Source organism: Acidicapsa dinghuensis (assembly GCF_025685685.1).
GTDB classification, from domain to species: domain Bacteria; phylum Acidobacteriota; class Terriglobia; order Terriglobales; family Acidobacteriaceae; genus Acidicapsa; species Acidicapsa dinghuensis.
Genome location: NZ_JAGSYH010000001.1, coordinates 387,484 through 408,399, shown reverse-complemented (window position 1 = coordinate 408,399; position 20,916 = coordinate 387,484). Strand labels below are relative to the sequence as shown.

Here is a 20,916-nt window from a genome sequence, read left to right as displayed (position 1 = left end):
GTCCCAGCGAATCGCTGGCGATTCGTGTATTCGGCGGGGAATCAATTGCGTTCGCCCAACACGACGGCAGAAGCCGCGATCAAGCACTAAATACAAGCACGGAGCGAAAGATGAACAGGATGAATTTGAGGCCGAAAAGCAACTCAGGGAGGCAAAGAAGACTCAGCTTCATTGCCGCCTTGGCGACAATGTCCATCTGCATGCTGGTAGCATCGCTGCCGGCAGCCGCACAGCAGATCACAGGCACCTTTGAGGGGACGGTGAAAGACGCGCAGGGAGCGGTCATCGCCGGAGCCCAGGTAAGAGCTATCAATGTCGAAACCAACCTTTCCCGCGTGGAGACAACCAACAGTCAGGGCGTCTACATCATCGAAAACCTGCCCGTTGGCCACTACAACGTGGAGGTTGAGTCGCCCGGATTCCAGAAATTCCTCCAGGAGAATCTTCTCCTCACTGTTGAACAGACCCAGACGTTGAACGTCACCCTTACAGTAGGCGCGGCGAGCCAGACCGTCACCGTTACTGAGGCTCCCCCGCTCATCAATACGTCGGACGCAGTGTTGGGCAGAACCATCGAGCCGGACGAGATCGTTGGCCTGCCTCTGGTCAACCGCAACATCTACAGCGAGGTCACCCTTACGCCGGGTGTGATGGCCAATGGCAACAGCCCCTCCTCGAACCCCAGTGGAAACCCCACTCTCGCCACTGGACTCTATATCGAGGATGTGCAGATCAACGGCTCCATGGACGGCGGCAGTGCAGCGGTAGCTTTTTACCTCGATGGCGGAAACAACATCACGGGCATGCGCAACTACGGCAACCCGTCGCCTAACCCCGACGCAGTCGAGGAGTTTCGCGTGGAGACCAGCGCATTCGGCGCGCAATACGGCCAGTTCTCAGCCGCTGTGGTCTCAGTAGTCACAAAATCGGGAACCAACCAGTTTCATGGCGGGTTGTTCGAATTCAACCGCAATACCGACTTCAACGCTAACAGCTGGGCCCCAGCGCACAACGCCCAAGGCCAGATCATCGTTACGCCCTACCACCGCAACCAATTTGGCGGTGACGTCGGCGGCCCGGTGAAGAAGGACAAGTCCTTCTTCTTCTTCAGCTATGGCGGTGTGCGCCAGGTAACTGACACAGTGTTTACAGGCGCCATCACGCCTACGGCCAACGAGCGCTTGGGTGACTTTACGGGGGACACCTTCACGGTCTACACGCCGGGTGCAGCTCATACGGCCGCCAACCAGGTGGATGGGACTAACTCGTCGCCCAACTGCCAGGTGGCCGCGCCCAATTGCATACCCCAAGCCCTGCTGGACACGACCATTGCAAACTTCGACAACGTAAACAACAAAATCGGCTCCTCCATCCCGCTGCCCAATGGCGCTCTCAACCCGTCGAAGGGCGGCGGGGCTTACGCGGGTCTCTTCCCCACCCCGACAACGGAAGACGAATATCTGGGCAAGTATGACCAGAACCTCGGCGACAAGGACCATGTAGCGGCGACATTCTTCTGGTCGAGGAACGTGCTCGGCGCCTCCCCAGGAGGTAACGTCCCCTGGACCATCAATCAGAGCGCCTCGGATAGCACCAATATCAACCTCAGCGAGGTCCACACCTTCAGCCCCGCCACGGCCAATCAAGCCTGGCTCTCGTACACCCGGGCAGCGGGCGGACGCGTCAACCTGCCGTTTTCCGGCCCAGCATCGCAGACCCTTACATCGTACGGCTCGAACTTTCTCATCCAGGGCCCCCCGGCGTTGCCCAGCTTCTCAGAAACCAACTTCTCAGCGACCACGACCAATGCTGGTCCATTCACAGGTTCTGACAACTACGAGCTGCGCGACATGATCAGCATCACCAAGGGCAAACATAACCTGTTCATTGGCGGCGAATTCGCCCTCGACAAAACCATGTTCTTTGCCGACCTGCTGAACTTTGCCAGCATCAGCTTTGCCACCTCGGCACCGACATCCACAGGCAATGTGACTTCGGACTGGGTTACCGGTCAGGCCTCCTCCGCGGAACAGGACTCACCGTATGTCACGCATCTGAGCACGTGGCACGTCGCGGCGTTTGTGCAGGACAACTACCGCTTCACGCCCCGGTTTACGGCCAACCTCGGAGTCCGGTGGGACATCGATACGCCTCCCGTCGATGCCCATAACAGGACAGAGTCGTTCATTCCCGGCCAGCAATCCACGGTCGCTCCGCTCGCGCCCGAGGGCTTGTTGTTCCCAGGTGACGCGGGCATCGGACGCGGCATCATTTCCACGAAGTACTACCACCTTTCGCCACGCGTCGGCTTCGCGTATGACCCGTTTGGAGACGGCAAGACCTCTATTCGCGGTGCAGCCGGCATCTTCTTCGGCACGGTCGCCGGCAACGAGTGGAACCAGCCCGGCAACGCCATTCCATTCGCCCTGCGGCCGCAGACCGGCGAGGGCCCGCTGAACTCCATCACCAATTTCTATTCCTATCCGGGAGACTTCCCCTCGACCGCCTCGGGTGGTGGCCTGTTTCCGTATACCTACACGTCGAGTTCGCCCACATTCATTTCCGGGCCAGGCGGCGCCACTGAAGCCATCTCGCCGAAGTTCAAGTATCCCTACGTGTATCAGTTCAATCTGTCCGTGCAGCGGCAGTTGCCCGGCCGGGTAACCCTGACGGCTGCGTATGTGGGCGCGCTCTCGCACCAGTTGCCCAACTTTATCGACGTTAACTATGCGCCGTATTCGACCGCCTTCGGCACGCCAAGCACATCGGCAACCAGCATTGCCGACCGGCGTCAGTTCGATCCCTGCGTCGGAGCTTGTCCGAAAGGTGCGGCCGCTATCAACAATGGCACCGGTATCCTGGGAGCACAGATTGTCGACCTGCTGTCAAACCTGACAGCCAATTACAACTCCCTTCAAATCTCGGCGTCCAAGCAGCTCTTCCATAACTTCAGCGCCAGCGGCTTTTATGTCTGGAGTCACGCGCTGGATAGCTTCGAGCCGGATGCGGATGGACTTTCGTCACCCCAGGATTCCGGCTACTTTGGCGCTCCCTTTACATCCCAAAATAACTCGTTGGGTGCCGTCGGAGGCGGAATCCAAGAGGAATACGGCAGCATGAATGCCGACGTGCGCCACAACGCAGCGATCTCCGGCACATGGAACCTCGACTACTTCCACGGCGATAACAAGATCGTCAAGGAAGTGGTCAACGGCTGGCAGATCTCGCCGATTGTCTATCTGCACAGCGGTGGTGTGTTCACGGTGACTACAGGGGCTAACAAGAGCTTTGACAGCACGAACAATCAGCGCCCGGATGCCGTTTCCGGGCAAAACCCAGTGCTCAGTCCTCACCGCTGCCGGGTTTGCGCTACCAACAGTGAGACGAGTGAATGGTTCAATACGGCAGCTTTCACCGCGAACGGGCCCGGCGTGACAGGCGGCATCGGCCCCGGTGGCGCGGATGGCAACGTTGCCCGCAACAGCCTCTTTGGACCCGGGTTCAAAGATATCGACATGGGGCTCTTCCGCAACATTAAGTTCGAGCGCGGAATCGTGTTTCAGCTCCGCGGCGAGGCCACCAATGTCTTCAACCTGGTGAGTCTCGCCAACCCCACCGCAAGCCTAGCGTCCGGTAACTATGGCAAGATCACCTCGGCGGCAGGCACCCAGCGCATCATCCAGGTGGGCGGACGGCTCACGTTCTAACCGACATCACAGCAAAGCCCGCTCACACTGTGTGAGCGGGCTTTCTTGTTTCGCTTCGAGTGAGCATCGGCGTCTCGCTGCCGCACTTGTCGCTGACTCTCGTCTGCGTAAGTTGCGCAGTGTAAGCGAGACTCAAAAGTTACGGCGTCGCGTAATCCTCTCGGAACGGTGAGAAGACGTCCAGCACTTCTGATTCTTCAAGCGCCTTTGCCTGGTGCTCCACGGTGCCGGGCACAAGAAAACTGTCACCGGGCAGAGTTTCGAACTCCACATCGCCAACCGTAAAAAGCAGCCTTCCGCGGACGATGTATACAAGCTGATCGTACGGATGGCTGTGGCGCGCGCCTACCCATCCGGGCTGCATCTGGTGGCGCACCAGCATCATGCGCTCATTCGAAGCCAGCACCTGGCGCTCCAGCCCTGGCTCCGGAGACGATGCCGGAACGTCGCTCAACCTCAATGGACATCGATTCACAGCATTCATAATTCGCTCTTATTTAACTCGCTCTTATCAGTGAATTCGTAACCCCTATCGAGAAAATTCACAGCGCAATTTCCTACTTCGTTGCAATCGGCGCATACGGTGGCTCGCCGCCCAGGTACATATACGAAAGGGAAGGCGCTTTGGCAATCAAAGCCGACATGGAAGGCGAGGGAAAATGATGCACGTAGACCGTCGCCCATCCGATCTCTTCTGCGGTCGGGGGCCCGTTCGGTGCATCCTGCTTGATGCCCGTCGCCTTGTCGAAGAAGCCGCTACCCGTCAGGCCGTTCGTGGACTGATCCACGAGCCGCTTGAGTGCTCCGCCATTCTCCGCGTAAAGGTCGATGCCATTGTCTTCGCCAAACTCTGCCAGATAGACGAGTGGCGCGGCAGCGTAGAGATGATAGTGCAATGCGCGCTGGCCGCGGCGCATCTCCAGTGGCATGGTGCCATCCGGGCCAATCTGCTTAACCCCGTTTCTGTATGTTGCAACGGCCCAGTCGAAGAGAGCATGATCGTTGGCGGCAACAGCAATCGCCGCAATCTCGACGCCCGCCCAGTACAGGTGATTGTTCTGCAGCTCGCCGCCTGGCTTCTTCATTCTGGCGTCGTAGTAGTCCATCGTCTGCCGACCGACCGACTTCATCCACGGAATCAGTGCTGCCGTTTCATCCGCGTGCACCAGGCCGCTGTCGCGTACCTTCAGATAGGCGATGGCCAGCGCTCCGATCACCCAGCCTTGGACAAAGTAGGCCTGGTCCGAAGACATCTTGCCGGTGAAGACACCATCTGCTGCGGCAGTATCGAGAAGATGCAGAACGCATTCGGCGGCAGTGCGGCTACCCGTTGACTGGTATGCATCCGCTGCCGTAACCGCATCCTGGCCGAGTTTCTTATATGGGCCGGACGACTCCTGGTACGCCTTCCACTTCTCTGGGTCAATAATCGAACTCTTGCTGTCGGAGTAGAAGCCGATCGTCGTCAGGTCACGCGAGAGATGAACCGGCGCAGGACACGCGTACGGCGCATTGGTCAACGTAACCCTATGCGAATCCCAGGGCGACCGAAGAGGCGCTTCTGCGCGGCAAACCGAAGAGACTGCCATGCCAGCGAGGAATACCCAAAGACAGTTGGTTTTCACCATCAAGCCTCTCTTCGTTGCCATTCAATTCCGGACATGCAAACTGCGCACCTCAGAGCCGGCGAGGAGAAATGCGCCCACTCCGTAGACATAGCTGGAGTCCGCCTGAAACGCACCAGGCGCGGCGCCCACAGGCTGGATGCAGCCCAGGCGCCCATCTGCGTAAATGTGGGCTATCAGCCCTTTCCATCCCTTCTCGATTGCAGGCATATAGGTGGTGCGGTCGAGGATGCCGTGGTTTACGCCCCAGGCCAGCGCATAGACCAAGAAGGCCGAGCCCGAAACCTCCGGCAATGGATACGCGCCGGGATCGAGCAGACCTGGACGCCATAAGCCGTCCGTCTGCTGCAGTTGGATCACGCGCGCCGACATCTCTTTGAACTGTTGTACGAACTTGCTCCGGTCTGGATAATCCTGCGGCATCGCAGCCAGCACTCGCGCGAGACCAGCCATCACCCATCCATTGCCGCGCGACCAGAAGATCTTCGCGCCATTCTTCTCGCGCTTATCAAAATAGGTGGCGTCGCGGAAGTAGAGATGCTCCGCCGGATCATAGAGCAACTTGGAAGTGATCCACCACTCATGATCCATGTAATCCAGATAACGTTTCTCGCCCGTTGCCTGATACAGGCGAGCCCAAACAGGAGGCGCCATAAAGAGCGCGTCGCACCACCACCAAAAGGGCTTGGCAGGGTCATCCGGCAGGGTCATCACCTGGTCGAACTGCTGCCGCAGAGGCGTGATGATACGGGCATCATGTGTCTTTAGGCCCATATAGATTTCAAGATAGGATTGCCCAATGGCCTGGTCGTCGGCGTGAGTCTGCCTGGGTCCGAGCCGCCATTGAAAATTCTCTCCCACCGCGCGCACGTAGTTCTCGTAACTCGGCTCTTTTAGGGATTTGGAAGCCACCATGAAACCCGCATCCATGGCTGCAAATGTCCAGTCCTCGTTAAAATGGCCCTGCACGCGCTGCAACTGCCAGTTGGCCACTTTGCGCATGGCCCGGTCGACGTCTTTCACCTTCAGATTGGCCGAAAGATCAGTCGCCAGCGGAGGTGGATTATCAGGGCTGTCTCCAATGAAATTCCAACGATCCGGCGGCGGCTGCGGCGAAGCTGCCTGCGGTGCAGTCTGCCCGGCAGCAGTTTGCTGAGAACTCAAAAGAAGGAGCGCAAAGAGGGAGCACAGCGTCCCCGTTGAAAATTTGAATAATGGCATCATTTCCTGCTTAAGATTCATAAGGCAAATTCGGTATGCTGGGCGGCAACGCCGGTAATGATGAACGTTATTCACTGTCGGGCGTATGCATGAGGCTTGTCAAGGACAAATCCGCCAGAGCATGCTTGGAGTCGTCCCGCGGACTGGATCGCACACCAAGATTACAACTGCCGGAAGCCCAGCCAGGAAGGACGCAGCCATCTTAAGGACACTGGAAGAAGCCGCACGCCAGATCGGCAGTGCGGCCTCTCTTCTTGCCTCTGTCCTCGATTGGAGGATCGCTTCTGAGCCATCGATTCAGTTTCCCTCTGTTTGATACTGTCGCTCTTTGTAGTCGTTCTCGACACTGAGTCGTCTCACAACGGTAAGTCCATCACTGCCTAGCAGGAAAGTCGTCCCTGTGTAATCGTTAGTCACTCGATGCTTCACGTCTTTAACAGTGGCGAGTTGAGTAGGAATAGAGCCGGCGACGTCCATCACCTGGTAGTTACGCGCAACAGCAGGAGTGTACCGGTGGGCCTGGGTGGTGACCAGAAAACCACTCTCTCCCAGGGGCTCAGACATATCGAAATCTGTCTCAGCCGAGATCATCCGCAGCACAGGCTTCTTGGCCTTATGTAGATCGAGCATACCTTCCTTTTGACTGTCACGGAAGTACACGAGTTCAGCAGAGTAGCCGACTGGACGAACGAAATCAAAAGCACCCAGTGCCGTAGTGCCCGGTCCCGCCAACGGCATGCTCACGACCAGCTTGATGCGAGCCGGATCTGTAACATCAAACACCGATAGACGAGCGCCTTGCTGCTGCTCCACATAAAGGTAGAAGTCTCCTCCATTGTCTGAGTGAAGAAATAATGAGTTGCCCGGTGTCTGCGCCTGCTCCGGAAGATCACGTGCCTCCATGACTACAAGTTCCTTCGACTTCGAGTGGATCTCTGCCTCTGCCGACGATGTGGCCAGTACCGCTGCTGTGACAACCAGACCAAGTGCGAGTGCTGATTTGATGTTGTTGTTCATGGTGTTTCTCCTTTTCGATACCCAGCTTTGATCCACACGAGCTGTCATGTCCAAGCAATAAAAGTGATGCCGTATAAGCGAAGCACTCCTACGATCGATCTCATTCAAGGGCTTGCTTATAAGGCATAAGAATTTGCGAATTCCGCTAGCCGAGGTTTCACCCTAATGTCGAATCATGACTACACGGAATGGAAAAATCGCGACAATCGCAATCATCGGTGGAGGGGTGAGTGGAACCCTCACTGCTTTTCACCTGATTCGGCAGAGAACGCCAGCGCGTGTGATTCTTATCGATCAGCGGCCTGATTTCGGACTTGGTCTGGCGTATTCAACTCCGAGCTTTCGCCACCTGTTGAATGTTCCTGCGGGAAAGATCAGCGCACTGCCCGATCAGCCAAACCACTTCCTCAATTGGCTTCGCAGGAATCATGACCCGGCTGCAACAGAGAAGACCTTCGCTCCACGAGCGATATTTGGACAGTACATTCAATCTCTGCTGAAATCGACAAGCGAGCTCGAACAGGAGATCGCAACAGTCGTTGATGTCCGTCAGCATGACGCAGGAGCTGTACTTACGCTGGATAACGGATGCGAGCTACGGGCCGATCTGGTGGTGCTGGCAACAGGAAACTTCGATCCAGCTCCTCTGCCGGGAATCTCGAAGGTCGCTTCCGATCTGGGCTTGTATCGCCACAATGCATGGGCGGAGGAAACGTATGAGGGATTGGATCCCGATGCGCCAGTTGCTCTTATCGGAACGGGTCTGACAGGGGTCGATGTGGTGCTGAGGCTGCGTGAGCTCGGACATCGTGGAAAGATCATTGCCGTGTCTCGTCACGGTGTCTTTCCGAATCGTCATGCCGATTACACGCCATTGAGCTCAAGCGCAATTCCACAAGATACACCGGCCACCTGTGTGGCGTATCTCCGCGCGCTGCGCGCTGTAATTGGCGGAGGTACGGAGTGGAGAGCCGCTATCGACAGCCTTCGTGACACAATCAACGACTTGTGGCTCCGGCTGCCCATCGAAGAGAAGAAGCGTTTTCGCCGCCACCTGCAGCGGAGATGGGATGTTGTACGCCACCGCATGGCTCCGCCGATTGCCGATGTTATCGAATCCGAGCTTCGAAGCGGCACGCTGGAGATCCGCGAAGGGCGCCTGAAAACAGTCGATGCCTCTCCTGCTGGCGCGCGCATAGTTTTTCGCACGCATGCCGGCGATGAGAGCTTCCATGCAGATCGAGTCATCAACTGCACTGGACCCAGCATGAACTATCGCCGCGTCCCTTCAGCTCTTCTCCAAAACATGTTCAGCAGAGGACTCGTAACCGCCGGCCCTCTAGGCACAGGCTTTCATTGCTCGCCGAATGGAGCGGTCATCGGTGCCGATGGTCACGCTTCAGAAATCATCTTTAACCTTGGTCCAGGCCGCCTCGGCGACCTCATTGAGTCCATCGCGGTTCCTGAGATCCGTCAGCAGGCTGTTGAGCTTGCCTCGACACTCGCTGATCGCGTCAGGTCGCAATACATGATTCCTGAAGCGACAGTGATGGAATCCGCACCAAAGCTGGTAGCAGCATGAGCACCGCAACGGTCACCAACGTCAAAGGCACTAAGCGGGCCGCAACATCGTGGCTGGCATCCGCTGGTTGGGCTATTGTTCTCGGAGCAGCCAGTGGTCTGGCGTGTGTCGCGGTACGGCTCTTCTTCCGCCTTCTTCAGTGGGTCTTCGTTCAGAAGACGGGCATGTTGCCTGCCGCTGCGGCATCGCTGCCGCCATTGCGTCGTATCCTGACCCCAATCATCGGAGCAGCATTGGCGACCCTCGTGATCTGGTTGATGCGGAGGCGGGCGCCGGATTTGCATTTTGAAGGATATGTGGAAGCCGTTCGCCTCAAGAATGGCCAGATCCCTCTTCTTTCGACAGTTTGGCGGACGGTCTCCTCAGGCTTTTCCGTGGCCACCGGCGCGGCGATCGGACGGGAAGGATCGATGATCCAATTCGCAGCCGCAATCTCCTCATGGGTAGGAGAGCGATCTCCGCTGCGAAATCTGCCGTTGTCGCGGCAGGTAGCCTATGGCGCGGCAGCCGCAGTCGCGGCAGCCTATCAGGCGCCGATCGCCGGAGTATTCTTCGCCGTCGAGATTGTTTTGGGTGAGTGGGCATGGAGCGATCTTCCTCAGTTGTTCCTGGCCTCAAGCACCGGTTGGCTCATGAGCCGTCTTTTGCTGGGCGCCGGTCCGCTCTTCCCAGTGAGGGAGTCGTTGCCCATAACGCAGGACCTGCTTTGGGTTCTCCCGCTAGCTCTTGTTCTGGGCGCAGTCGGTCCGGCCTATCAGAGACTTCTTCATCTCTCCAAAGCCGCGAAGCGTCTCCCTTTCGCGCTGCTGTGGAGCGGCCTGGCCGTCGGTGCTCTCGCTCTGATAGAGCCCAAGGTCTGGGGAAATGGCGACTTCGCGCTTGTAGGAATTTTGCAGGATAAAACGATGCTCCTCGGTATCGTCAGTGTGCTTGCATGTCGCCTGATCGCTACAACCTTCTGCGTGGGAACCGGCACCGTCGGAGGAGTCTTCACTCCTACACTCTTCACAGGTGCTGCGCTCGGTCTTGCGGCGGGCCACTTACTGCATAATCCTGAGCCGTTGATACTGGCTATCTGCGGCATGGCGCTGCTGATGGCCGCTGTCACCCACGCTCCATGGATGGCGGCCCTGATGGCGGTAGAGCTTACCGGACAATGGCATCTTCTGCCGATCATTCTGCCATGCAGTCTGCTCGCTTCGTTTATTGCTCGTACAATCTCGCGTGAGTCCCTGTACGCCATCGCCAGCCCGGAGCCAGCACAATAAGAGATGGGCCTTGGCAAAGAGATGAGTCTCGACAAAGAAATGGGCCTGACATAAGCCGGGCAGGAAGTGAAAAAGACACAGGAGGCGGATAACGTCGTGATAGAAAATTTCCGCATACGGGTATTCCGGGCGGTGGCACAGCACCTGAATTTCAGCCGGGCCGCAGAAGAACTGTTGCTCACGCAACCCGCCGTCACCCAGCAGATCAAGGCGCTTGAAGACGAGCTTGGTCTACCGCTATTTGATCGCGGCGGTGGACACATCGTGCTGACAGCCGGCGGCAAGGCGCTGCTTCCGTTTGCAGAGAAGATGAAAGAGCTTTCCGATGAAGCCTTCGCCGCAGTGGCGGAGGCATTTGGGCAAAGCGCCGGTGAACTCGCTTTGGGAGCGTCTCAAACCATTGGACAATACCTCCTGCCAACGTTCGTGGCCGCATTTCGGCGGGCAAACCCTAAAGTCAAAGTCACAGCTCGCAGCGGCAATACAGACGAGATGCTTGAGGCTCTCCTCTCACGAGCGGTTCAACTCGCGCTCATCGAGGGCCCGGAACGGCGGAAAGACCTCCATATCGAACCGTTCATGGAAGATCACATGGTCCTTGTCGTGCCCGCAACTCATGGATGGGCCGATCACGAGATCAAGGTTGAGGATCTGAAGAGCGAACCTCTGCTCATGCGCGAATTTGGCTCCGGCTCAAGAAGAGTGGTGGAGCAGGCGCTTTCAAAGGTCGGAGTGAAGGCGAAGGATCTGACCATCAGCATGGAGCTCGACTCCACCGAAGGGCTGCTGAGTGCCGTGGAAGCCGGGCTTGGAATCACCTTCGTCTCCAGGTGGGCAGTCCGCAATCAGCTTTCGCTTGGAACGCTGAAGATCGCCAGAGTACAGGGGTTGAAACTGTCGAGGCGATTCTCGATGGCATATCCTGCCGGACCAGAACCAACAGGCACTGTCGGCATTTTCCGGAGATTCCTGCTCTCTCAGGCAATGGAAATCGCACCAAAACGAACAGGCAGGATAGCCGTACCTTAAGACGCGAGCTGTTCTCAATTGCCAAATTTCTCGTATCAGATTGCACAGATTTGTTCTGCAAAGTGAGCGCATGATGCCCGTCAGTGGGCACAACAGCCCACAGAGTCCCATTGATTCTCTTTCAATCCTTGGAACTCTCAGCGAGGTCTGCCTTAATCCAGTGTGATCGAGGCAGCACCTCGCTCACGCGGCTCGCTGCTTTGACACACCGCATTATTTCAACGCGTCGATAATAGTAAATGTTTGCCGATCTACGCTTCGCCTTTGGCATCAATTGCTGTTCACTGTTCGATGTCGAACCTAACTCGGGACAAACTCTTTCCTATCATCGCGGCATCTGAGTCAGCGAGGAGAGACAAATGGAGCAATATCCCGAGCATGATGAAACTTTCGCTGAACTCGCCGCCGCGCAACTTGTGGAACAAGTCAAGAACAAGAAGACAGGGGAGTTTCAAATCCCGATTAAAGACAATTCGGGAGAGTGGATCGTTACGGTGAAACTCATCAAGAAATCTCAGTAATAAGAGCGTTGAGATAGCCGCCGTCGTAGCCCTTTGTCTATCCTGATCACTTCGCATCCAACCAGCGAGGAGAACACAATGGCCACCGCAGACAATCCTTTTGTACCGAGTCCAGACGCAACTCCAGAGGACCATACTGTCCATGAGCACAATGTTCCGATTGTCAACATCGGTGACGAGGGTGAGATCGAAGACGATGATGAACTACCGGAAGATAAGGTGCCGGAGGAAGATCCAGATGATGAACCGCTCCGCGAGCCATAGTATCCCCATCAAAGAGCATGCGCTGTAGATAATCTTGACCGCCACTGGGATCAACCATGCGCGGCCTGTTACATCAGAAGAAGAAATGAAGGCAGCCTAATCGGAATGATTTGGGCAAAGAGAATTCAGCATTCTGATTAATTCAGGCGGGCTAATTGGTTTTTGGAGAACGTCAAAATCATGACCTCGGGCTTGATCTAGTTCGCCGGCATTCATAAGCGCCGTTAAAATCAAGACTTTTGTAGAGGGCGATAGAGTCTTTGTGCGCAAGGCTAATTGGATGCCACTCATCTTTGGCATGAGAGCATCTGCGATTAACACATCAGGCGCATTCGATTCAATCGCCTGAAGAGCTTTCAGCGGGTCCGAAAATCCTACGCATTCAAATCCCGATACGTTCAGAATCTCTGTCAGCGTCGAGGCTATTACATCGTGGTCATCGACAATAAAGATAAGCGATCTGCGATTTGAAGACACCGCGTAATTATAGTTCAGCCTCTTCCAACAACCTTAAGGTCTGTTGCGCGAGTCGCATGGATGCCAAGGCTGCGTTACGGATGCGATTCGAACACTTATAAGAGCCTAATCTGACGGTTGGTTAAACCCACAACTGTTTCATTTGGGACAGATTGACTGACCTTCTGCGCACGATACTCAATTCGCGGTACTATGACCATCTTCCCGTTAACCTTCTCCATTCCCCCATTCCCTTGGCGTTCGATTTATCTATTGCAGGAGTCGTTGCCGTGACTGAAATGAGAATCTTGGTTGTCGATGACCATAAGGCACATGCCGAAGGTCTCGCTGAATTGCTATCGATCCGTGGCTATGCAGCATGGTATGTAGCGGATGCTGAAACGGCGTTGGCCGATTTGGACAAGCTCCATGTTGACGTGATCCTTTCAGACGTAAATCTATCCGGTATGAGTGGCTATGAGCTTTGTAGACGCGTAAGGGCAACACCGAAATTCGACCACGTCGCATTCATCTTCCACACAGCGTCGGAGGATATTTCTGGCAAGCTGCACGGAGGCGATGCGTTTCTCACATATCCAATCGGTATAGGTGATTTGACCACCGTAATCACCGGCTGCGTTGCGCGTAGAACTCCCGAAAGGATGTTAGATACAGTCTGCCTTTTTGCTGGTGCTGCCTGAATCGGGTTGCGATTCGAGGATATTGAATTGAGAGTTGATCCTTTTCTAACGACTCTAAGGTCAGTCTTCGCCGTATCGAAGCGCAAGAAGTTTTCTAACTCGGTCAGATAAGGCTGCCAAATCTATAGCTGCTTGTTTTATATGCCTGGCTGTATCCGGACCACCCTGACTTGCGAGAAAAATTGTGTTTGTCAGGCATTGAAGAGGATTGTTGATCTGGTGCGCCATTTTGTGGGCTCGGGCCGCAGATGCTTCAGCTTGAGCGGTGAGCTTGGCCTTTTCTTCTGCGGCCTGCTGGCGAAGGATGATGGCAACGAAGTCCGCGAGACTGCGAAGTAATTTATAATCTTGCGGTTCGAATGCCCGATCTGAATAGTGAGCCACAGCCCATATCGTCCCACGGATTTCATCTGTCTCCCACGGGATAAGCATGCCATCCAAAATCGGATCGGCTGTCACCCCCAGGAAATCGTAATAAGGCTTCGTGACGCTGTACAGTTGAGCGCGGCCACGGTCGAGGCAAGTTCCACATGGGCTGAAAAACCTTGGCGTTCTAGCGCCAAGGTACTGTTCAAAGCTGCCAGCGATTGCGATCCATCGAAATGTAGGTTCACCAGCTTCATTGGGTTCCGCAAGGCTGATTCCGGCGCTGTCAGCTCCACAGCAGCTCACGGCAATATTCATGAGTTCCTGCAAAACGTCCTGAGGACGTTCAGCGAAAACCTGAGTCAACTGCCGCAGTGCATCGAACGGCTGGTGGTAATCACGCTTCTTACCTACGCGTGCAGCGAACTCCGGATCATCCAGGAGATCATGCAATTCCATGCCAGGATCGCGTAGGCCAGCCTCCAACTTGGATCTCCTTCGGGTCGTGTGGCAATCTTACGCTTACACGGTAGGGACGCCTAAGCAAATCGGTGGTCTGTGCTGATTAACCGGCTCGGTGTTTCAAAGGCGTGCTAGCCAGTCTGCGCATCTCGCGCAACACCATGCCGAGCCGGTCTCATTGCAGCAATGGATTCAGACTCCGTATGTGACGGTTATCACTCGACTATGACACCATACGCGGCCCGCTACATTGGCAGGCCACGCTCTTACGGCGCTCGATCTGGGGAACGTCTGCATATAGGCTACGTGGACCGCTTTGGGAATTGAGGTGGTCAATGGTAATCGTTACCGCGCCTGAGTCATAATGTGGTGCATGGCTTCGAGAATGTTCAATCCCTGTCATCCAGGCGAGATACTGCGCAACGAATTTGATGGCAAGTCGGATGCAGACACTGCCGCATTGTTGAGCATCTCTGCCAATGAATTGCGGGCGATATATGAGGGCAGGGAAGACATCACGGTAGAGATGGCTGGGAAGTTAGATGAGGTGACTCACACGTCAGAGGGCTTCTGGCTGCGATTGCAGAGGCTGCGTGATGAGTGGTTGCGTGATCCACGGTCAAAGAGCTTTGAACGCATTCACTAAGAACACAATCGTTACAGCCGTTTCATGGAGAAGATACTCAGCAAAGAATTCGGGTGCTTCGTTGACGTCATGACCTTGGCCATGACCGCCAAGTTTATTTCGGACTGTCGGAATGGCACTTTCCAAAGAAGATCGAACTGCCGCAAGGTGCGACTCCATGAACTTAGGAAGTAAGCCGTTCTTCAGGCAGACATCGATCAATTTCTTTGCAGTATCACCCTTTTCGAACACCCAATTTTTGCGAATACATATCGCCTTCATCGTGCTTTCAAACGCCTTCAGACATTCGTTTAGGCATTCCTTTATCCGATCGTGGCGGTAGTGCTCATGCGCCTTTCGGTATTCGTCGTTGGCTCCAGCGAATCCAGTTTCAGCTAGTAAAGTCAGTGCCGGGATTACCGCTTCTTTGTGCAAGTGCTCACTGTCTCTGCGTATCAGTTGAAGTTCGGGACCGATGAACGCAAGACCAATTCCATGTTGCAGAAGCCGCTGATTTACTTCATTGACCGCATTGTTGAATGCTTTTTCTGCCGGTTCGCGATAAAAGTGTACGGTGACTTGGGAGAGTCCATCTAATACGCGTGCAAACATAATTTCGAGCGCATCGATAGCATCTTCTGATTTCGCATTGATAAAGTAATCGACTACCGAAGCTGTTGAATCATGGTCGTAATTTGTGAGACCGAAAATACCGCGCTCCATTAAGATTGTCTCTCGGACCAATCCGGCAAACACTGACATTCGCTCACCGGTAGCGCGTTGGATGCTTAAGAGCAGATTCTCCCAAATTTTTGAAATTTGCACACGCAGCGGCGGCGGCAATTCGTCATAGACAAAAACGTCCGGTTTAGTTTGATTTAACCTTTTTTGCCGTCGTGAGTATGTGTCATAAATTGCCATGCGCAGGTTCTCCCGTTGTAGACCAGGAATCGTGCGTCCTTGTGATTTCTTACCACCAAGTATAGCTATCTTACGTACTCAAATTTTGAGTGAGTACACGGTGGTGTTGTCATGGTGTGCAACAAAAGGTGCATCAATACAGACGATTCGGCTATTTAGTCCCAAATAGTCCTGTAAATTGGATGGGTTAACGTCAGGAAGTTGTTTCTAAGTTCTTTATATTCAAAAACTTAAAGGATTTATGGCGGAGAGAGTGGGATTCGAACCCACGTTAGAGTTTCCCCTAAACACGCTTTCCAAGCGTGCGCCTTCAGCCACTCGGCCATCTCTCCATCGGCAAAACTGACTACGTAAGTGTAGCAGAATTGCCACGTCTCCACCCCTCCGCTCCCACCCCGCCAGGCTATCCAGAGATCCCGTTTCCGCACTGGTCTATCACCCATATCAGGCGCCACATGTCGGCTCTCAAACCGCGACGCCACAATATGAAAGCGTTTACCGCAGATGCTTCAATCCTGTATATTCGCCGTGCCGAAGCACGCCGAAATTTGCGGGACGCGCCCCTGGATAACCCTGGCCCGGCCTCGTCCCGATTGTGTCCGTTGCCCGTCGGTAAAGGAGCCTCCTATGTCCAGCATTTCTCGCCGCGAACTCATTCGCAATACGATGGTTTCTGGTCTCGCCATCTCTGCAGGCACACTGTTGTCGCGTTCAGCATGGGCGCGCGCCGAGGCCGCCGCAGACATCTCCGATAGGGCGCTTGCGGCAATCGCTCCGCGCGAGCGATACCTCTTCGATTTCGGCTGGAAATTTCAGTTCGGCAACGGCGTCGATCCCGCCAAAGACCTGGGCTTCGGCGTCGGCCAGGGAGACTTCGCCAAGACCGGCGAATTTGAATTTGCCAAGGTAAAGTACGACGACTCCAAATGGCGCGAGCTAAACCTGCCGCACGATTGGGCCGTAGAGCTTCCATTCGTCCACGACGATGTACAAATGTCGCACGGCTATAAACCCTTAGGTCGCCGCTATCCCGAGTCAAGCGTCGGCTGGTATCGGAAGAACTTCAATGTTCCCGCAAGCGATGCAGACAAGCGCATCTATCTCGATTTCGATGGTGTCTTTCGTGATGTGTTCGTCTGGGTAAATGGTTGCTTCATCGGCCGCAATGACAACGGCTACGTCCCATTCCGCTTCGACCTCACCGACTTTCTCGCCATAGGTGCAGAGAACTGCGTGACGGCTCGCGTCGATGCCAGCTTCGGCGACGGATGGTTCTACGAGGGTGCAGGCATCTACCGCCACGTCTGGATCACCAAGACCGCTCCCGTGCACCTTGGCCGGTACGAGAGCTACGTCCGCGCCGCCTATCAGCCCGGCGCAAACAGCTCCTCATTGGAGCTTGCAACAGTAGTCGAAAACCACAGTGCCAACGCCGTCTCCGGCCGCGTCACATGGAAAGTCCTCGACCCATCCGGCAAAACCGTAGCAACAGCGGAAGCTGCGTCGCAATCGATTGCGCCAGATGGGTCGGCATCCTACACAACAACCGCTACATTAAGCGATCCAATGCTCTGGTCCACAGACACACCCAACCTGTACTCAGCAATCGTCATAGTGGAATCCGATGGAAAATCACTCGACGCAGAGAAGCTGAACTTCGGCATACGCAGCGCGGTCTTCGATGCAGACAAAGGCTTCTTCCTCAACGGAAAATCAATCAAAATTCAAGGCACCTGCAATCACCAGGACCATGCAGGTGTAGGCGCGGCGCTGCCTGATCGTTTGCAGTATTTTCGCGTAGCAGTGCTGCAGCAGATGGGCGGCAACGCAGTGCGCACATCGCACAACATGCCCACTCCAGAGTGGGTAGAAGCATGCGAGCGCATGGGCATGTTGATGATGTGCGAGACCCGCCAGATGAGCTCAAATCCAGAGGGCATGGCGCAGCTAGGCACCATGATCAAGCGCTTCCGCAACTCGCCTTCCATCATCATCTGGTCAGTCGGCAACGAAGAGTGGGAGATGCAGTCGGAGATGGCCGAGCAAGGCGCAAAGGTCGGCGAATCGATGGTGCGCCTATGCCATGAGCTTGACCCAACGCGCGTAGTCTCCGCCGCAGTGAATGGCAACAACGAAAAAGGTGTCTCAACCGCTTTCGACATCATCGGATTCAACTACAACCTCGCATTTCCTGATGACTACCACAAGAAGAATCCAAAGAAAGCGGTCTACGGCTCTGAGACATCAAGCGCAATCGGTACGCGTGGCGAGTACTCCAGCGATCCATTGCGCAACACGGTGAACGCATACGATGGCGTTGTTCCATGGGGAGAAACGGCGGAAGAGTGGTGGAAGTTTTACGGCACGCGCGACTGGTTAGCTGGTGGCTTTGCATGGACCGGCTTCGACTATCGCGGCGAGCCAACGCCGTATGGGTGGCCCTCGATCAATTCGCAATTCGGCATCGTTGATATGTGCGGATTTCCGAAGGACATCTTCTACTACTACAAAGCATGGTGGGGCAAGGAGCCGTCTTTGCATCTCTTTCCTCACTGGAACTGGACTGGCAGGGAAGGCGACCAGATCAAAGTCTGGGTGTACTCGAACCTTGATGAAGTCGAGTTGTTCGTGAATGGCGCAAGCGCGGGAAGCCAGAAGGTGCCGCATCTGGGCCACGTGGAATGGTCGGTGAAGTATGAGCCAGGCATGATCGAAGCGCGTGGCAGCAAAGGCGGTCAGGTAGTGCTGACAGAGAAGCGCGAAACGACAGGTCCGGCAGCGGCGATCAAACTGTCGGCAGATCGCATGGAGATCGATGCGGATGGCGAGGATGTGGCCGTGATTCGCGTGGAGGGATTGGATAAGGAAGGACGCATCGACCCGCTGGCGCATAATCTGTTGCGATTTAAGGTTTCCGGGCAAGGCACGTTGATGGGTGTTGGTAATGGAGACCCGAATTGCCAGGAGTCGGACAAGGAACCGGTGCGGAGTTTGTTTAACGGGCTGGCGCAGGTGATTGTGCAATCGACGAAGGAGCCGGGCGAGATCCGGATTGAAGCGGTGAAGGAAGGTTGGGATGGGCCGGAGCTGACGCCGTTCAAGCTGGCGATCCAGACGAAGCGGGTGGCGCTGAGGCGGCAGATCTGAGGCTGTTTCCAAATTGCTCCACGTGGAACATTTTGACTCTGATTTTGCTCCACGTGGAACACTCGAGATCGCAAATTGCTCTACGTGGAACATTCTGGAATTGCTGCTGGGCGCGCCGCTGAATGCCAAATTGCTCCACGTGGAACATTTGCGCGGTCCCCAGGAAAAGTGGCTCCAAATGTTTTTGTTGGAAGTGGATTTGTTTTGTTGAGCTTCGGTTTGCGCAGAATTTTGGTGTTTTGTGAATGGGGCCAAAGGGTGCGAGCTGCTTCGATAGATGGCGGCTGAACTAGATCAAATCATGGCTCCCAATTCATGGGGTTCCAATGCCAACTGGTTGACATCGCCTGCGAATCACGCTTCGGAATTCAGCAAATGATTGCGGTGCATTGGGGTGGGCTAGTAAGTTTTGAGATGTGCTTACCCGTCGCGGTTTTATGAGGCTCGGAGGCATGGCCGCTGCATCGATAGCGTTCGATGAGCAAGCCTGGGGCCAGCAGCCCGCCGATTACAAGCTAGAGATTGCTCCTTATACCCTTGAGCTTTCGCCGAAGCATAGCGTGCGAACTATTGCATATAACCAGCAAGTTCCGGGGCCGTTGCTGCGGTTGAAGGAAGGACGCACCGTCACGATCGAAGTGACGAATCGTTCCGCCGACGCGGAGGTGGTGCACTGGCATGGGCTTTTTCTGCCTCCCGCCGTCGATGGCGCGATGGAAGAAGGCACGCCGATGATTCCACCGGGAGCGACGGCGCGATATACCTTTGAGCCACGACCTGCGGGATTCCGCTGGTACCACACACATACGACAGCCGGATCGGATTTAAAGAAGGCGCAGTATACCGGGCTGCATGGGTTCCTGATGATCGATCCAACAGAGGAGCCGGGCCGTTACGATCAGGAGTTTTTTCTGGCTATTCATGATTGGGATGGAGAGATGGCCGGAAGCGCGGATGGATCGATGAATCCGGAGTACCGGTATACGACGATCAATGGGCGGATGTATGGCGCCGGCGACCCGCTGCGCGTGAAGCGTGGGCAGCGTGTGTTGTTTCACATGCTTAACTCAAGTGCGACCGAGGTTCACTGGTTATCGTTGAGTGGCCATGAGTTTCAAGTGATTGCACTGGATGGAAATCCGGTTCCTCGACCTCAGAGTGTTTCGATGATTCGGCTTGCGCCAGCGGAACGTGTCTGCGCCATTGTCGAAATGAATCATGCGGGCAAGTGGGTGCTGGGGGAAGTGCGCAAGCATGTGCAGGCTGCGGGCGCGGCGATGGTAGTGGAGTACGAGAACGCGACTGGCGAGGCAGTGTGGCAACAGCCGGAAGAGTTGGTGTGGGATTACAGCAGATTTGCAGCATTGGCGCAGGCTTCGGCTGTGCATGGGAGTGTTATCGATATACCGCTGGAGTTTACCTCGAAGTTTGTGGGGCATGGCGCGCCGGATCACTGGATGATTAATGGCAAGTCTTATCCGGAGACGAGTGCACCGCTGCTGCATGAGGGACAGCGTTATCGGTTGATCTTCAAGAATCCGACGATGGACGACCATCCGGTGCATCTGCACCGGCACAGTTTTGAATTACGCAGTTTACCCGGAACAGGTGCGACACAGGGCATTATGAAAGATGTGGTGTTGGCGCCCTCGAAGTCGGAGTTGGTGGTGGAGTTTGTCGCCGATCATCCAGGCGATACATTGTTTCACTGTCATCAACAGAACCACATGGATTATGGGTTCATGCTGCTGTTTCACTACGCCTGATTGCGATTGTTGTGTCGAGTTCGACAAGGAGATCGAGGAATGAGTCGAGTATTGGAGCGGAGGATGCAAGAACATCCCTCAGGGGCTAAAGCCCCATCAATCTGATTAGATTTAGCGGCACGGCTGAAGCCGTGCCCTTTCAAAACAAGACTTTTGTTTGAGTTTTTCACAAGGCTTTATTTGAGTTTTTCGCAACCCGTTCGATGCGCTGTTTTGAGAGGAATTTATTTGCTGAGGC

At 55.3% G+C, this 20,916-nt stretch carries 17 protein-coding genes and 1 tRNA gene; 10 read left to right on the top strand and 8 right to left on the bottom strand.

Annotation, left to right across the window (positions count from 1 at the left end):
• Window positions 1-110 precede the first annotated feature (110 nt).
• On the top strand, window positions 111-3,707 hold the full coding sequence (locus OHL22_RS01570) for a TonB-dependent receptor (RefSeq protein WP_263332494.1): 3,597 nt from the start codon (window positions 111-113) through the stop codon (window positions 3,705-3,707).
• Between the two features lie 139 nt (window positions 3,708-3,846).
• On the opposite strand, the gene OHL22_RS01565 is transcribed toward OHL22_RS01570, so the two are convergent.
• From OHL22_RS01565 to OHL22_RS01550, 4 genes are all read right to left on the bottom strand, one after another.
• Window positions 3,847-4,161 carry a cupin domain-containing protein gene (locus OHL22_RS01565; protein ID WP_263332492.1) on the bottom strand — a complete coding sequence of 105 codons (315 nt, stop codon included), beginning with the start codon at window positions 4,159-4,161 and terminating at the stop codon, window positions 3,847-3,849.
• A gap of 103 nt (window positions 4,162-4,264) precedes the next feature.
• Window positions 4,265-5,356, bottom strand: coding sequence for an alginate lyase family protein (locus OHL22_RS01560; protein WP_263332490.1), 1,092 nt, complete (start codon window positions 5,354-5,356; stop codon window positions 4,265-4,267).
• Window positions 5,357-6,553: a glycoside hydrolase family 88/105 protein gene (locus tag OHL22_RS01555; RefSeq protein ID WP_263332488.1), complete on the bottom strand. Its 1,197-nt coding sequence runs from the start codon at window positions 6,551-6,553 to the stop codon at window positions 5,357-5,359.
• Window positions 6,554-6,850: 297 nt separating this feature from the next.
• Window positions 6,851-7,570: a hypothetical protein gene (locus tag OHL22_RS01550; RefSeq protein ID WP_263332486.1), complete on the bottom strand. Its 720-nt coding sequence runs from the start codon at window positions 7,568-7,570 to the stop codon at window positions 6,851-6,853.
• A 175-nt stretch (window positions 7,571-7,745) separates the two neighbouring features.
• Here OHL22_RS01550 and OHL22_RS01545 point away from each other — a divergent pair, with 175 nt between their 5' ends.
• The 5 genes from OHL22_RS01545 to OHL22_RS01525 all read left to right on the top strand — a co-directional run bounded on the left by OHL22_RS01545 (window position 7,746) and on the right by OHL22_RS01525 (window position 12,234).
• Window positions 7,746-9,152: an FAD/NAD(P)-binding protein gene (locus OHL22_RS01545; protein ID WP_263332484.1), complete on the top strand. Its 1,407-nt coding sequence runs from the start codon at window positions 7,746-7,748 to the stop codon at window positions 9,150-9,152.
• Window positions 9,149-10,420 carry a chloride channel protein gene (locus OHL22_RS01540; RefSeq protein WP_263332483.1) on the top strand — a complete coding sequence of 424 codons (1,272 nt, stop codon included), beginning with the start codon at window positions 9,149-9,151 and terminating at the stop codon, window positions 10,418-10,420. Before OHL22_RS01545 ends, OHL22_RS01540 begins: the two co-directional genes overlap by 4 nt.
• Window positions 10,421-10,486: 66 nt before the next feature.
• Complete coding sequence (locus OHL22_RS01535) at window positions 10,487-11,449, top strand: LysR family transcriptional regulator (protein ID WP_263332480.1); 963 nt, start codon at window positions 10,487-10,489, stop codon at window positions 11,447-11,449.
• Between the two features lie 359 nt (window positions 11,450-11,808).
• The gene (locus tag OHL22_RS01530; RefSeq protein WP_263332478.1) at window positions 11,809-11,970 is read left to right on the top strand and encodes a hypothetical protein; all 162 of its coding nucleotides are present in this window, start codon (window positions 11,809-11,811) and stop codon (window positions 11,968-11,970) included.
• A 78-nt stretch (window positions 11,971-12,048) separates the two neighbouring features.
• Entirely contained in the window at window positions 12,049-12,234 is a 186-nt protein-coding gene (locus tag OHL22_RS01525) for a hypothetical protein (RefSeq protein WP_263332476.1), read from the top strand.
• A 96-nt stretch (window positions 12,235-12,330) separates the two neighbouring features.
• Here OHL22_RS01525 and OHL22_RS01520 read toward each other — a convergent pair whose 3' ends face one another.
• Window positions 12,331-12,711 (bottom strand): response regulator, encoded by a 381-nt coding sequence (locus OHL22_RS01520; RefSeq protein WP_263332475.1) that lies wholly within the window; start codon window positions 12,709-12,711, stop codon window positions 12,331-12,333.
• A gap of 278 nt (window positions 12,712-12,989) precedes the next feature.
• On the opposite strand from OHL22_RS01520, the gene OHL22_RS01515 reads away from it, so the two are divergent.
• Window positions 12,990-13,391: a response regulator gene (locus OHL22_RS01515; protein WP_263333294.1), complete on the top strand. Its 402-nt coding sequence runs from the start codon at window positions 12,990-12,992 to the stop codon at window positions 13,389-13,391.
• A gap of 60 nt (window positions 13,392-13,451) precedes the next feature.
• Here the strand turns inward: OHL22_RS01515 and OHL22_RS01510 are convergent, their stop codons facing one another.
• The gene (locus OHL22_RS01510; protein WP_263332473.1) at window positions 13,452-14,216 is read right to left on the bottom strand and encodes a GAF domain-containing protein; all 765 of its coding nucleotides are present in this window, start codon (window positions 14,214-14,216) and stop codon (window positions 13,452-13,454) included.
• Between the two features lie 376 nt (window positions 14,217-14,592).
• Between OHL22_RS01510 and OHL22_RS01505 the strand changes: the two genes are divergently transcribed.
• Window positions 14,593-14,865 carry a HigA family addiction module antitoxin gene (locus tag OHL22_RS01505; RefSeq protein WP_263332471.1) on the top strand — a complete coding sequence of 91 codons (273 nt, stop codon included), beginning with the start codon at window positions 14,593-14,595 and terminating at the stop codon, window positions 14,863-14,865.
• Here OHL22_RS01505 and OHL22_RS01500 read toward each other — a convergent pair.
• On the bottom strand, window positions 14,839-15,765 hold the full coding sequence (locus OHL22_RS01500) for an STM4504/CBY_0614 family protein (protein ID WP_263332469.1): 927 nt from the start codon (window positions 15,763-15,765) through the stop codon (window positions 14,839-14,841). The two genes, OHL22_RS01505 and OHL22_RS01500, sit on opposite strands and share 27 nt — an antisense overlap.
• Window positions 15,766-16,007: 242 nt before the next feature.
• Window positions 16,008-16,097 (bottom strand) — tRNA-Ser (locus OHL22_RS01495).
• A gap of 295 nt (window positions 16,098-16,392) precedes the next feature.
• Between OHL22_RS01495 and galA the strand changes: the two genes are divergently transcribed.
• Both galA and OHL22_RS01485 read left to right on the top strand, forming a co-directional pair.
• Window positions 16,393-18,912, top strand: a complete 2,520-nt coding sequence (gene galA / locus OHL22_RS01490) for a beta-galactosidase GalA (protein WP_263332467.1) — start codon at window positions 16,393-16,395, stop codon at window positions 18,910-18,912.
• A 452-nt stretch (window positions 18,913-19,364) separates the two neighbouring features.
• Window positions 19,365-20,678, top strand: coding sequence for a multicopper oxidase family protein (locus OHL22_RS01485; RefSeq protein WP_263332465.1), 1,314 nt, complete (start codon window positions 19,365-19,367; stop codon window positions 20,676-20,678).
• Window positions 20,679-20,916: the final 238 nt, after the last annotated feature.